The following is a 14,326-nucleotide window of genomic DNA, read 5'->3' as shown; positions in this document are numbered from 1 at the left end:
TGAGCGCTTACTGCGTCAGCGGCTGAGCGTCCGGGGTATTAACCAGTCTGGCGATGTCATCCATCACTTTCAGTGCCGCCAGCGGGCCGCCGACCGAGGTCCACAGCGAGCCGTCAACCGGGGCGAAGCGACCGGATTCAATGGCGCTCAGCTGACGAAATGCCGGAGTATTCTCGGCCTGTTTCATCGCTTCAACCGCCTCACCTGAGGTGCTCAGCGTGCCGATCACCATCCAGTCGCCGTCCAGCACCGCCAGAGCTTCCAGACTCAGCGACATGGAGTGGGTATGACCCGGATCCTGCTGGTTGGCCGGGCGTTTCATGCCGACATCGGTGATTACCTGGCTGGCAAAAGAGTCACGGAACATGTAAGCCGGGCCTTTCGGGTTCCAGCGCACCACGCTGATGGTCTGGCCCAGTTTGTTACCAATCGCCTGTTTGGTTTTTTCCGCATGGGCCTGGTAACGCGCCATAAAGGCATCGGCATCGGCCTGACGGTTCAGGATATTGGCGGTGCGCTGGAACACGCTTTTCCAGTTTTCGCCGTAGTTGAACGTCACCACAGTCGGGGCGATTTCGCCCAGCAGTTCAATCACTTCCGGGCGGTTGGGTGCGGTCAGGATCAGATCCGGTTCCAGCTCAAGAATGGTTTCCAGATTCGGGCGGGACAGATCGCCGACGACCTGAATATCGCCGTTAATGGCCGGGGTCAGATAACGGGGCAGGGTTTGCTGGCCGCGACCATTGACTGTGCCGATCGGGGTCATGCCCAGCGCCAGCGCAGTATCCAGATCGATCTCGCTGAGGGTAATCACGCGTTTCGGGTGTGCGGGGACGGTGACTTTCTCACCCAGGGCATCTTCTATGGTGCGGGTATCGGCAGCACTGGCTTGGCTTGCCATGCAGAACAGGGCCAGGGCCGTAAAAAGGCTTCGTAGCAAAATAACGCTCCTTATTATGCATCTCAATGAATTCAAGAAATCTATCCGGATTGTACTTAATAAAGATATTGAGAACTATTTTTATTTAATGCTGTTCTCACAAATGACGGGTTGATATCATGCTCAGCTTCGTTGTTATACATGGAGTTGCAAGCGTGTCGAAACTTCACCTCGTCTGGTTGGCAGCAGGCGTGTTCAGTGTCTGTTTTTTTTCTGTGATGTCTATGTCGGTCGGTGCCGGGGAGTACGGTGCAGCAGAAGCGCTGGCCTACTATTTCTCTGCCATTGTTCCGTCAGAACACATGACCATGGTGATGGATACCCTGCGCTTGCCGCGCACTCTGTGCGCCCTGATGGTCGGTGTCAGTTTGTCACTGGCCGCTTCCTTATTACAAAGTGCCACCCGTAACCCGCTGGCGGAGCCGGGCTTGCTGGGCGTTAATGCCGGTGCGGTGCTGGGGCTGGTCACCGGCCTGACCTATTTTGGCGTCGAATCGGCCCAGGGCTATCTGGTCTGGTCCGGCTTGGGCGCACTGGCCGGGAATATCGTGGTGCTGCTGGTCGGCCATGTGATGGGCAAATCCAGCCCGCTCAAACTGATTCTGGTCGGGGTGGCGATGAACGCGACCTTCGGCGGTTTATCCAATTATATTTTGCTGTCGAACCAGGTGGTGCTGGATCAGTTCCGCTTCTGGAACCTGGGTTCGCTGGCCGCAGCCGATATGACGGCGATGGCGCTGATCTCGCCCTTTATGCTGGCTGCCATAGTGCTGACCTTCCTGCTGGCCCGCCAGCTCACCATGATGCAGCTCGGGGAGCAGCAGGCTCGCTCGCTCGGCATTAATACCCACTGGGTGCGCATCGGCGTGCTGCTGGCCTCGACCCTGTTTACTGCCTGTGCCATTTCTGTTGCCGGGCCGATCAGTTTTGTCGGTTTCCTGGCAGCCTATTGCGCCCGTATGGTCGAGCCGGTACGGTTGTCTCTGCAGGTCATATTTTCGGCGCTGTTCGGCGTCTGTTTTATTCTGATCGCCGATATTCTGGCCCGCTGGATGATCCAGCCTTATGAAATGCCCAACGGGGTATTGCTGGCCATGATCGGCGCGCCTGTGCTGATTGGCGTGGTCCGGCGTGGCGGTTTCCGCTCCTTGCTGGCGGTGAAGTAGGAGCCTGAATGATGGACAAAAGTATGTCGCAGCACATGGCTGCCAGTGAGCGACCAGCGACCTCGTTACCCCCAGCTCAACCGGTACGGCATATCCCGTACGGCAAGTGGTTGTGGCAGTTCGGCAACAAGACCCTGCTGGTAGAGCGCCGGGCTGTGCTGTTAGGCGCGCTGCTGATGTTGGCGCTGGTGGCGATGAGCCTGCTGGCGGTCAGTATCGGCTCGGCCAAACTGACGCCCTGGCTGGCACTCAAAGCTTTGTTCGGTGAATCGACCCGGATGGTCGAGATCATGGTGTTTAAAATTCGTCTGCCCCGTGTGGTAGCCGTGTTGGTCGCAGGTGCGGCGATGGGGCTGTCGGGGTGTATGATCCAGACGCTGGTACGCAACCGGCTGGCGACCCCGGATATGGTGGGGGTGAATGAAGGGGCCACGCTGGCGATCACCTTTTTTACCTTATACCTCACGCTGGGTTCCTGGCCTTGGTGGGCGGCGCCGCTGGGTGCAGTCGTGGCGGCTGTGATGCTGTATATGCTGTGCCGCAATCCCGGCGAGCAGGGCTATCTGTTTGTGGTGATAGGTATCGGGGTCTCAGAGCTGATGCGCGCCGTGGGCGAGTTTTTGATGTCGACCGAATCCATTGTCCATGTCAGCAGCGTGTATTTCTGGACCATGGGCAACTTTGTCGGTCAGGGCTACAGCGTCAGTCTGCCGGTGGCCGGATTGCTGCTGTTACTCAGTCCGGCAGTGATTTACTTTTCCCGCCAGCTGGATGTGCTGCGGCTGGGGCTGCCGACCGCCCAGAGCCTGGGCGTCAACGTCAGCCGGGTGCAGGTGGCAATTCTGATGCTGGCGATCCTGATCGCCGCGCTGGGAACGGCCATTGGCGGCCCTGTGGTGTTTATCGCCATGGCGGCTCCCATTATTGCGACTTTCCTGCTGCGGGGACGTATTGTGCCACTGTGGACCGCCGCCATGCTGGGGGCACTGTTACTCCTGCTGAGCGATACCCTGGTGCGGGTACTGGCCGATCCCCACGAAGTGGCCACCGGGATCATGACCCGCATTCTGGGTGGCATCATGCTATTTATATTTCTACTGCGAGATAAAGGACAGGCAGACTAATGACAGCGTTATCGATGACAGGCGTAGGGTTTTCCTACGAGAGCAAGACCGTCCTCAGGGATGTCTCATTTCGTCTCGGCAAAGGTAAGCTGGTTGGCATAGTCGGCCCGAACGGCGGCGGTAAATCGACGCTGCTCAAGATGATGGCCAAGCAGTTGGCCCCGCAGCAGGGCGAGATCACCCTCAACGGCACATCGCTGGCGGACTACTCCATGAAAGCGTTGGCCAGAGCGCTGGCTTTCCTGCCGCAGCAGCCGATCAGCCCGGCCGGGATCACGGTGGAACAACTGGTGCAGTACGGTCGTCATCCCCATCAGGGCTGGTTCAGCCAGTGGAGTGATGAAGATGCGGCTCAGGTCGCCAAAGCCATTCAGTGGATGAAACTGGGCGATTTGCTGCAGCAACCTGTGGCCAGTTTGTCCGGTGGTCAGCGTCAGCGCGCCTGGCTGGCGATGATCCTGGCGCAGGATACTGATGTGATTTTGCTGGATGAGCCGACCAGTGCGCTGGATATCGGCCATCAGATCGAAGTGATGGAAAGCATCAGTCAGATGGTGGCCATGGGTAAAACCGTGGTGCTGGTGATACACGATCTGGCGGCGGCCGCGCGTTACTGTGATGAACTGGTGGCGATTGGTGAGCAGGGCGTGGTGGCGGCAGGGCCGGTTGCCGAGGTGATTACCAAGCCGATGATCGACAAGCTGTACAATACTCATGTCGATATTCTTAAAGCGCCGTTTGATGATGCGCCTGTGATTGTACCGCGCCGTCAGGCAGACTGGCAGCAGATCGCGGGCTAGCAGCAGCCTGTTGTACAGTCTAAATAGTTACGCAGTCCCAAGAGGTGCACAGTCTAAAAAGAAGCCAGCCTGAAACGGCTGGCTTTTTGTTGTCACCTTCAAAACACCGCCTGTAGCGGGTGTGACTGTTCAGATTTACCCTTCATTGGCCGCTAACCGGGTCTGATGTCCCTGACGGCGCTCTTCGACAGCGCTGGCCAGCATCGACAGCAGGGCCTCGGTATCGTCCCAGCCGAGGCAGGCATCGGTGATGGACTGACCATAGATCATGTCATCTGAGATATCCTGCCGTCCTTCCACCAGAAAGCTCTCGGCCATGATGGCGGTGATGGCATGATTGCCGTTGCCAATCTGGCGGCACAGCTCTTCGGCCACCAGCAGCTGGCGCCGGAACTGCTTCAGGCTGTTGCCATGGCTGCAGTCGACCATCACCCCTGTGGTGATCCCTTTGGCCTCCAGCTGCTGCAGGGCATGGTGAATATCTTCTTCGCTGTAGTTCGGCGCTTTACCGCCACGCAGGATCAGGTGGCAGTCCGGATTGCCTGCACTGTTAACGGCATAAAGCTGCCCGTCCTGACCTGTGGTGGTGTACAGGTGCGGGTGGCGGCTGGCAATGATGGCATCCATCGCCACACTGACATTACCGTCGGTGCCGTTTTTAAACCCGACCGGACACGGCAGACCGGAAGTTTGCTGACGGTGCGGCTGAGACTCAGTGGTTCTGGCACCTATGGCGCCCCAGCTCATCAGATCGGCCAGGTAAGTGAAACTGGTGGTATCAAGAAATTCGGTGGCGGCCGGCAGACCCAGTGCGTTAATGCGGATCAGCAATTCTCTGGCCTGCTGCAGGCCTTTGCCTATCTGATCGCTGCCGTCCAGATCCGGGTCAAACAGCATGCCTTTCCAGCCCACTGTGGTGCGCGGCTTTTCAAAATAGGTGCGCATCACCACCACCAGCTGATCCTGATAGTGATCGGCGCAGCGGGCCAGTTGTTCGGCATATTCTATGGCCGCATCCGGATCATGAATCGAACACGGGCCGATGACGACCAGCAGCCTGTCGTCCTGGCCGTGTAAAATCTCTCTGATGGTGCTGCGCGAGTGTGCGATATGCGCGCTCAGTGCGGCCGGGCAGGGAATCGCTGTTGCCAGTGCCGCTGGTGTGGGTAGTGCCTGCCATGAATGGGCGCGGATCACTGAAGGGTCAATAGCCATTGTTGTTTCCTTTGTTGTCATCGGGAGATGACATCACTCTTGTGCTTCAAAGTGCCCATACAGGCAAATGCCGGTTCGGTCTGGATTATTATTAATTATCAACAGCCTGGTGACGACTGGTGTGATAGCTGTCTTCATCTATACCAAAGCGCCAATAGGGAATGGCATAGACCTGAGTACGCTCGACATCCAGTTCGCGGCGAATAAAGCGGCGCAGGCCAACGACAATCTGCTCTTCACCGCCGAGCCAGAAATAGCTGTCGGCAGTCGTTTCTGCACTGAACGGCTGCTGGCAGAACTGATCGATCAGCGGCTGCACCTGATCCGGCTGGCCGATAAACCACTGAACCTCAACCCCTGCCGGACAGCGGAGATCCTGAATATCGGTTTCATCACCGACCTGGATCGCCACATAGCCGCGGCTGTCCGCCGGCATCTCTTCCAGCATCGCACTGATTGCCGGCAGGGCCGTCAGATCCCCGGCCAGATAATACTGCGAGGCCGGTTTGAGCATAGGATACGGGCCACCCGGTGGTGAAATCCCCAGCTTATCGCCGGGACGGGCATTGAGCGCAAACCGCGACGCCGGGCCCAGATCGCCGTGCAGGGCAAAGTCGATATCCATTTCACCCGTTTCCCGGCGCAGTTCGCGGACCGAGAAGGTACGCAGCAGCGGCTTGTCCTCGGGAGATTCCCATTTTGGCCCGGTTGCCGTCATGGTCGGCAGCACAGGTTCAGACTGTCCGTCCTGGCTCAGCATGATCTTGATGTGCGCACCATTACTGCACGGCGGGTAGTGCGCCAGCGCCGTTGATGTGAAGGTGATACGCCGATAACGCGGGCCCAAATCCTGGACAGATTTCACCGTAAGTAACACCGGCTGACGTTTTTCCCTGCTGTCGGGCACGGACATAATGTTTCCTTAATCAGTAATGATATCTATTCTCGTTTGATTATACATAAACATATCAGCGATAAAAGCAAAAGCTCACTTAAGCAACTGAAAGAGTGTGGGAAGTGAGGGATGGTGGGGTTAGGGGGATAACGCTGATAGTAGTAAAGCCCGCCAGGTTAAAACCTTGCGGGCTGGTACAGGAATTCAGGATTAATCCCATTCAAACCGGAGTTCGGGAAATCGCTGCTGAATTTCTACAATGAATCGGTTTGTATTATTGATATCCCAGTTTCTGGCAACGTAGTAACCAATGTCTTGATAGAAGAACTCAGGTTCACGTTCAGAGCGGTATTTTCTATATTTGTCAGCTGTGCCAGTGATTTCATGTAACTGCTTTAACAGCTGAAAAGAGCAGGTTTTATTATGTCTTAAGTAGTCAAATACTGCGTCATCAATCAACTGGTATGTTTGAAGCGCCTGGACGGTATACAAGCCTATATCCGATTTGCGAAAGCCTTGCTGATACAGTGTACCGTTCACATACAGGTTCAGTCGTGAGCGATCCTTTCCGTCATTTCGCGCCGCGCGTTCTTCACGCTTTTTGTGCCGGACCTCAATCTGATAGTCCATGGCTTCGGGCAGCGGAATGATTTGTTCGACATTTAACAGCAGCCGTTCGTCAAGACGCAGTGGGTTTAAGCGAACACAACGGATATCTAACCCCATATCGTTGAGCCAGAGTACCGAGGTGGTGATTTCTTTTGAAAAATTCCTGGCTGCAAGAACGATGCGCGACTCCTTGCCGAAATCGTCTTCCTGCGGGGTATCCCAGCCAAGGAAATCAAGCAGCACACTTTCTGCGTCAAGATCTTGTTCTGTGCGGCTTAAAAACTCTTTATAGGCATGAATTGCATGCTCCCAGGTTAAGTTCGCCACCATGGCAGCGTAGCGAATGGCCTGAAGCTCCATATGGCCGCCATCGTCATCACGCTTTAACTCAATCACAACGAGATTGGCCGATTTATCCACGCCGAGTAAATCAATGCGGCGATTAGACTCAACAAAATGCCCGTATTCTTCGGCAATCACCAGGGTGTCCGGGCTTATAGCTTCAATATTGGCTCTGAGCAGACGCTGGATATCCTGACGCTCTCTGAGTTTCTCTACTTCGAATGACGTTGTTTCTACCTTGATTAGGGTGTCATTGGCTAATTCGTAAATGGCCATAATTATTCTTTATATCCACTGAGCATATCGAAAATGACCCGGGCAAATTGCTGGGTTTTAGAGGGATCAGACAACAACTGCATCATCTGTTCCTGATGGGCGGCACTGCTGCTGAGGATGGCATCATCAATCGCTTTCGGAAAATCGCCCAGCATGGCTTGTTCCCGGGTATTGTTGGCGACCTGCTTCATGACTGTCTCGTTTTCAGTCAGTTTATCGCGGACGGTGTAGGCATAGTTGATCATGTCGCCGTCGGTCAGATTGTCGGTAATAAAAACCTCATTCAGACGTTCTATCACATGCGAGAGGAATGCCTCTTTCTTGTTCTTGGGCTTAGCCGTGCCGACATCATCGTTGGGTTGGAGCTTGTATTCCGGGCTGTTTTCCCGCAGCTGGATATCCTGCTGGCGAATTTTCGACAGCCGATAGTGGCTCATCACCACATTGCCCAGGTCAATATCATCGTCATCGTGTACGTCTTCGCGCAGCATAGGACGTAAGTGGCGCGCGTACAGACTGAGTTTCTCCAGCTCTTTATCGTCGTAATCGACAATCTGAGACATAAACTCATAGAAACGGGTAAAGCTGCCCAGATCTTTTTTGAAGATTTCCAGACGGTCTTTTTCTTGTTTGCATTCCTTCAGGCTGTTTTCTGCATTGGCAATGAGCACGGCATCGCCTGTCTTTTTCGTGCGTTCAAACATTGCCTTCGCGCGGATATAAGCGTCCACGGCAGAGCTGTAGCGCTGACGCCAGCGGTCTTGCGCGGGTTTACATATGTTACTGATCGCCGCATTGGATTTATTTTTTGTGAAGAAGGCCGTAGCAAATTGTTCGACTTCTGACCACAGGAAAATCCCGCTTGAGCGCAGCTTTTCAAAGAGGTCAAATACCTTGTTCGGGTCAGAAACATCTTCCAGCTCAGCGGTTTGATAGTAAGGCTGAAAGGCATCCAGAATATCTTGCGGCTCGTTGAAGAAATCGAGCACGAAGGTGCCGCACTCAGCTTTACCCGGAAAGGTTCGGTTCAGGCGTGACAGGGTTTGCACACATTCCACATTCGCCAGTTTCTTATCCACGTACATGGCGCAGAGTTTGGGCTGGTCAAAGCCGGTCTGGAATTTGTTGGCTACCAGCATGACCTGATAATCATCACTGTTGAAAGCGTTGCGCATCTCACGACCTTTCAGATCCGGATTCATGTTGTGCTCGGTGAATTTCTGATCCTGCAGTGCCATGCTGTCGGGATCATTCGGATGAAACTCAACTTCACCAGAGAAAGCCACCATGGCCTGAATGCCGGAATAACCGTTTTCAGCCACGTATTTGTCAAAAGCCAGTTTATAGCGCACTGCCTCTTTGCGTGAGCTGGTCACCACCATGGCTTTCGCCTGACCGCCCAATAAGCCCATTACGTTCTTTTTGAAGTGCTCCACAATCACCTTCACTTTCTGTGAGATGTTGTGATCATGCAGGCGCACCCAATTGTTCAGTTTCACCTTGGCTTTGCCTGCATCGACTTCAATGTCAGCAGCATCGAGCTTTTGCTTGAGCTGATAAATCACCTTGTAATTGGTGTAGTTCTTCAGCACATCCAGAATAAAACCTTCTTCAATGGCCTGGCGCATTGAATAGATGTGATACGCCTCTGGTTTGTTCTGTTTAGATGCGGGCAGCTCAGGGTTCGGCAAGCGGCCAAATAACTCTAAGGTTTTAGGCTTAGGGGTAGCCGTAAAGGCGTAGTAACTCAGGTTCTGGCTGCCCTGGCGCGCGGCAACCGTGGCATCAAGAATATCTTCGGAAGACAGTTCCGTGTCGTCATCCACTTCATCGGTCATCAACACTTCTTTGAGCTGGCGCGCTGTAGAACCGGTTTGCGAGGAATGCGCCTCATCGGCAATGACCGCATAGCGGCGTTCTTTCAGCGATGCTGAATGCTCAATCGCTTTGAGCACATGCGGGAAGGTTTGAATGGTGACGATAATGATCGGCTGAGAAGACTCTAATGCTGCCGCCAGCTTTTCAGATTTAGAACCATCGCCTTCCTTTCTGTTGATCCGCCCGACCACGCCATCGGCATGCTCAAACTGGTAGATGGTGTCCTGTAACTGATCATCCAGCACCGTCCGGTCGGTCACTACAATCACGGAGTGGAACTGTTTGTTGCCTGCAGCATCGTGTAGTGTTGACAGTTGGTGGGCTGTCCAGGCAATGGAGTTGGATTTCCCGGAACCTGCACTGTGCTGGATCAGATATTTGTGTCCGCTGCCTTCGGCAATGGCTGCATGAACCAGCTTGGTAACCACATCCCATTGGTGGTAGCGCGGGAAAATCAGGGTTTCTTTCTTGTATTTGAGGCCTTCCCAGTCTTCTTTTTCTTCAATCTGCAGATGAACAAAACGGCCCAGAATATTCAGCAGGTTATCCGGCGTCAGGACTTGATTCCACAGGTAATCAGTCGCGTAGCGGTTCTCATCTTCAGGAATATCATTGCCTTTGCCGCCGTCGTGTGTCCCTTTGTTGAATGGCAGGAAGACGGTGTCTTCTCCTGCTAGTTTGGTGGCCATATACACTTCATACTGGCTGACTGCAAAATGCACCAGAGCACCGCGCTTGAAGGTCAGCAAAGGCTCCGGTTTTTTCGTCGCCGGATCTTTGGGCAGGCGAGTGGCCTTGTATTGCTGAATGGCCTTGTTCACTGATTGCTTGAATTCAGATTTCAGCTCCAGTGTCGACACTGGCAGTCCGTTGACGAACAAGACTAAATCAATCCGCCAGTTCTTGGCTTTCTGGCCGGTTTCTGCCAGATGCTCGGCACTGGCATAAGGGCTGTACACTAGCTCCGGCACAATCCGGCAAATATTTTGCTGATAGCGAGCGAGAGTTTCCGGGTTCAGTGCATGTTCTGGCTTAAACTGGCACAGCGAAAAGCGGGCATTGCGGATTTTCAGCCCGTGACGTAAAACACCCAAGGTGCCATAGGTGCGGGATGCACGATCGGTTGCGTTGATATCGGCTTTTTTGAGCTGGGCGACCAGAGCCTCTAAAAAATGACGCTCTGAATCGACAGGAAAAACTTTGCAGAATTTTTCCCAGGCTTGCGGTTGTGTGTCTTGAACAAAGCTCAGCACATCCTGCTGATAGAGTGCTGATTCGCGATCGTAATCTGCCCCGGTGCCTAGCTTCCAGCCATTGGCCACCATCTGGCTTATGATGTCGTCCTGAAATACCCGTTCTTGTGTTGTGTCTTTCATATTGTGATTCTATTTATTGTTTAACTGCTGATGGGAGTGATTTTTTATGTTCTAGCTGTAGCTTGTTGCTACCCATTTTTTCTGCCAGCTTCTTGTAAGTGTCTTGTAACGCATCAAATCTTTCTTTTCTATCATAGAGTTCCAGAACAAATTGGAAAATTTGAAATGAATACAATAAGTCAAGTTCTTCAACACTTGATCCGTGCGTTCCTTCATTCCCGACCAGTTTTAACGGCTCTAAATATGAAGCTTCTTCTGGATAGACCTTTGCTAAACTTTGCACTTTGCGATTTAAATTTGAACCTTCAACCTGCATGTCATTACAAAACTGCTCTATTGCTCGGCGTAGTTTTGATGCTGAAGATGACGGATCAAAATGAAAATGCTTAAAAGCATCGATTAACTCATCACAAATAGTTTTAGGTATGTTGGATGATAGTGGGAAGATAGGTATGGTTGGTGAAAAATGCTCAATTTTTATATGGTCTGGTTTAACTTTATTTTTATCAAAAGGGTTTTGGGGTTTGAGTAACACACCAGACGCAGATACATGTTTTAAGCAACTATGACATGTTAAAAAGACTGTCATGAGGTATGCTTCGCCGTTTAGTGGATGAGTTAAATCTTGATAAGCCACTGAAATGGCATCAATCAATGGCAACCAAAAACCATCAGATTGGCTTAAAGTTTCTTGTTTTGATTTGAGCGTATTTCTCTTGTTATTGTGCTCTAATTTATATTTTTTACTGCTTGATAAGAGTGTCTCTTGGGATATTGGTTTCGTTTGAAGGCTGTCTTGCTCTAGTTGTAATTCTGTTTTTTTACAATATGGGCAAGGTAAGTTGGGATAACAATCCAACTCAATAAAACCAGAAATCCGTTCCCATAATGACAAGTCCATTACTCCACCTTAGTAATCAATTTTCCACGCACTGCGTGAACAATCTTGATATCAGAAAAAACTTCTGCAAATTTAACGCAGTAACTTAGCTGCGCCTTGCTCCAGCCCTTGCCGAACTGTGTGGTCAGCCGCTGGGCGAGCCTGGCAATCACCTGCTTGCCGTAATCCGCCCGGCTGCCGCCTAATACTTCTTCATGAATTCGTTGCCCGACAGACCAGTACAGCAGCGTCAGCTCTGCATTCACCGCCACCGCTGCCTGTTGTTTTGCTGCCTGGATCAGCGCAATCACATCCTGTTCGAACGCAGCAGCGGGTTGAGTCATGCCATCGCCTCCAACGGTTCCTCATGAACACTGGCCACGTGTTGAACGCCTGGCGCCTGCCAGTTGCGAACATCAATCTTGCCTGTGACAGCGGCGGAGATAAGAGCGGTGCGGCGTTCTTTCATTAAATCGATAGCTTTTAGTGCATTTGACTCTAGATCGTCATATTGCGTTTTCAGATTCAAGATATGCTCATGAATTGCGATCAATTCTTTTTGTGGCGGCACTGGAACAGGGATATTCTCAACTTGTTCGACACGCAAATGGCTAACAGTGCTTCCATGCGAAACGCTATTGATGTACCTGTCTAAGCAATCTGAAATTAAATAGTCAAAGAGATAGTTCGTATACGCCTGACTATTTGAAATAAAGTTCATCATGCGCTGTCCCATGCAGAACTTTAGGTTATCAGGAACTAAACATACTTCACCTGTAGGCGCTTCTCGTGTAAAGAGAATTGATCCAGATGGTGGAATCCCTCTTTGAGTCCAAATGTCGAAGTTTTTCTTATCGGTGTATAACGCACCGTTGAAGTTTAATTTCTGCTTTTTCACGTTTGTCGTTCGAACAACAAAATATTCACCGTTCTCAAAATACTCAGGAGTTTTATTTCGACAATCGACAACGTCACATTCAAACTTAAGGCGAGATACATCCCAATGCTCGGGCACTTCCCCTAACCACTCCACACCAGAATCTTTCATTGGTGCTTGAGGGTTCAAACCTTTGGTCACCGCATGGCTGATCACCGCTTGGCGCTTTTCTTTCAGTAGCTTGATTAGTAGCTGCTGCTTTTCGATCAAGGTGTCGATTTTGGCAGTTTCGTGGTCGAGGAAATTGGCGATTTGGGTTTGTTCAGGCAAAGGAGGTACCAACATGCTGAACTTTCTTAGGTCTGCTTGGAACAGGTGAGGTACACCCATTCCCCCTCGCATACGTGTTATGACGTTTTGTGTGTAATCTGACACAAAAAAATAGAACAGATAGTTACAGCCTACAGCACCTTTGCTTCTGAGGACTGCGATTGAACTATTAACAGTGGCAGGTTCTGGCAATACGCGAACGAGATTAGTAGTCCCTGTGGTCGAGCCATCTTTGGTGACAAGCACATCTCCTGTTTGCAACATTATTTCTGGAGACTCATCGTATCTGTCTTTCGTAATACGGTTTACATCGGTAAAGTCGATCTCTTTACCTTTGATATTTGGCGTTGCGAGAAAAACGTAACCTTCATCAACGTACTCATCTGCTTTCAACCCCTTCCAGCCAAGCCTTGCTTTTACAGAACTTTCGTGACCGATATTACTGATATGCCAATGCGATGGGATCTCAGTTATCCATTCGATGCCAGACTCTTTATATTCTGGATAAGCCTGATACTTGCCCATTACGAATGCACCTCTTGCAGTAGCTTCATAATGTCGGCACTCACGGCATCCAGATCTGAATCAATCGCTTCCAGTGCGCGTGGTGGTTGGTAAACATAAAAATGGCGATTGAACGGGATTTCGTAACCCACCACACCAATCTCATTATCTTTGTCATCACGCTTATCTGCGTTAATCCACGCATCAGCAACGTGCGGTTGCACTTCGCGTTTGAAGTCGCTTTCGATAAGCGTTGATGTGCTTACGCTTGGGTCAAGTGGTACGTTCTCGTTATCGCGCAGGTCGCCATCTTGTTGGAACTCAACAACCTTACCTTTGTAGTCGAAAGCACCGTAAAGCGGCTGCGCGTCTTCTTTCAGCACTTTTTTGATCACAGGCTCGGCGTCTTGGTTCTTCCAGGTGATCGCATCAGTAAACTGTTTCTTCTGTTTAGCGTCGAACTTGATGCCAGTAGCCTTGAACGCACCTTTGAGGGTCAGTTCAAACTGGTTAAAGTCGTCTGATTGTTGCGCCTTTCCACCAAGTTTTTCACCAACGGCAACTTGCAGGGCTTTCGCCGCATCCATCAGGGCTTTCTGGCTTAACCACAGTTTACTGTCCAGCACGTCTTTGATTTGCTTTTCTTTCAGCTCAGGAAAATCAGCTTTGATTAACGCACGTACTTCGGCTTCTACGTCAATCAGTGTGCCGTATGTGTCGTCATTCCACGCAGTGCCAAACTGATCAAAGACTGCCTGCATCACGGCGTTAAATGGCTTAGGTGCAAAGCGCAGTGATTCCACCGCTTCATCGGTGATTTGTGCAGACAGGCGCAGTGGGCGCTCAATGGTTAAGCGGCGGTAGCCAAACTCGTGCGTATCAAAAATCTTAGCGGTTAGTGGCTTGCCACTTTCGGTCAGGGTGTCGGTTTCAACAAACTCACCAAAGTTTTTCGTGATAGCGCGGATTTCATCATCGGTCAGGAAGTGACGCTTAGAGCCAAGCGATTTACGCATTTTACTGCTTAAGTTGGCACCATTGATCAGTTGTACTTTGCCTTTGCGTTCAGGAGCTTTCTTATTGGTCAGCACCCAAACATAAGTCGCAATGCCTG

Annotated in this window: 11 protein-coding genes and 1 pseudogene; 3 read left to right on the top strand and 9 right to left on the bottom strand. The window is 51.6% G+C overall.

All coding sequences use genetic code 11. From position 1 onward, the window contains the following. Positions 1-7: 7 nt before the first annotated feature. Positions 8-940, bottom strand: coding sequence for an ABC transporter substrate-binding protein (locus P0Y67_RS08010; protein WP_342391468.1), 933 nt, complete (start codon positions 938-940; stop codon positions 8-10). Positions 941-1,095: 155 nt separating this feature from the next. On the opposite strand from P0Y67_RS08010, the gene P0Y67_RS08005 reads away from it, so the two are divergent. The 3 genes from P0Y67_RS08005 to P0Y67_RS07995 are packed head-to-tail and all read left to right on the top strand — an operon-like array spanning position 1,096 to position 4,030. Further along, the gene (locus P0Y67_RS08005) at positions 1,096-2,106 is read left to right on the top strand and encodes a FecCD family ABC transporter permease (protein WP_303455741.1); all 1,011 of its coding nucleotides are present in this window, start codon (positions 1,096-1,098) and stop codon (positions 2,104-2,106) included. Between the two features lie 8 nt (positions 2,107-2,114). Beyond that, positions 2,115-3,230, top strand: a complete 1,116-nt coding sequence (locus P0Y67_RS08000; protein ID WP_342391467.1) for a FecCD family ABC transporter permease — start codon at positions 2,115-2,117, stop codon at positions 3,228-3,230. Further along, the gene (locus P0Y67_RS07995; RefSeq protein ID WP_342391466.1) at positions 3,230-4,030 is read left to right on the top strand and encodes an ABC transporter ATP-binding protein; all 801 of its coding nucleotides are present in this window, start codon (positions 3,230-3,232) and stop codon (positions 4,028-4,030) included. The genes P0Y67_RS08000 and P0Y67_RS07995 overlap by 1 nt, the downstream gene beginning before the upstream one ends. Before the next feature lie 135 nt (positions 4,031-4,165). On the opposite strand, the gene P0Y67_RS07990 is transcribed toward P0Y67_RS07995, so the two are convergent. From P0Y67_RS07990 to P0Y67_RS07955, 8 genes and pseudogenes are all read right to left on the bottom strand, one after another. After that, complete coding sequence (locus P0Y67_RS07990) at positions 4,166-5,245, bottom strand: 3-deoxy-7-phosphoheptulonate synthase (protein ID WP_342391465.1); 1,080 nt, start codon at positions 5,243-5,245, stop codon at positions 4,166-4,168. A 91-nt stretch (positions 5,246-5,336) separates the two neighbouring features. Further along, the gene (locus P0Y67_RS07985) at positions 5,337-6,158 is read right to left on the bottom strand and encodes a siderophore-interacting protein (protein ID WP_342391464.1); all 822 of its coding nucleotides are present in this window, start codon (positions 6,156-6,158) and stop codon (positions 5,337-5,339) included. A 192-nt stretch (positions 6,159-6,350) separates the two neighbouring features. Then, positions 6,351-7,367: a hypothetical protein gene (locus P0Y67_RS07980; protein ID WP_342391463.1), complete on the bottom strand. Its 1,017-nt coding sequence runs from the start codon at positions 7,365-7,367 to the stop codon at positions 6,351-6,353. Between the two features lie 2 nt (positions 7,368-7,369). Next, the gene (locus P0Y67_RS07975; RefSeq protein WP_342391462.1) at positions 7,370-10,621 is read right to left on the bottom strand and encodes a type I restriction endonuclease subunit R; all 3,252 of its coding nucleotides are present in this window, start codon (positions 10,619-10,621) and stop codon (positions 7,370-7,372) included. A 13-nt stretch (positions 10,622-10,634) separates the two neighbouring features. Then, complete coding sequence (locus tag P0Y67_RS07970) at positions 10,635-11,522, bottom strand: DUF4145 domain-containing protein (protein WP_342391461.1); 888 nt, start codon at positions 11,520-11,522, stop codon at positions 10,635-10,637. Then, a complete protein-coding gene (locus tag P0Y67_RS07965; RefSeq protein WP_342391460.1) occupies positions 11,522-11,845 on the bottom strand; it encodes a DUF1016 N-terminal domain-containing protein in 324 nt (107 codons plus the stop codon). Before P0Y67_RS07965 ends, P0Y67_RS07970 begins: the two co-directional genes overlap by 1 nt. Further along, positions 11,842-13,233, bottom strand: coding sequence for a restriction endonuclease subunit S (locus P0Y67_RS07960; RefSeq protein WP_342391459.1), 1,392 nt, complete (start codon positions 13,231-13,233; stop codon positions 11,842-11,844). Before P0Y67_RS07960 ends, P0Y67_RS07965 begins: the two co-directional genes overlap by 4 nt. Beyond that, positions 13,233-14,326, bottom strand: a pseudogene (locus P0Y67_RS07955) (SAM-dependent DNA methyltransferase); the annotation flags it as partial. The gene P0Y67_RS07960 and the pseudogene P0Y67_RS07955, both read right to left, overlap by 1 nt.

This window comes from Photobacterium sp. SP02 (assembly GCF_038519165.1).
Classification (GTDB): Bacteria; Pseudomonadota; Gammaproteobacteria; order Enterobacterales; family Vibrionaceae; genus Photobacterium; species Photobacterium halotolerans.
Note: the sequence above shows the minus strand (reverse complement) of the source record. Positions and strands in the feature narration are given on the sequence as shown.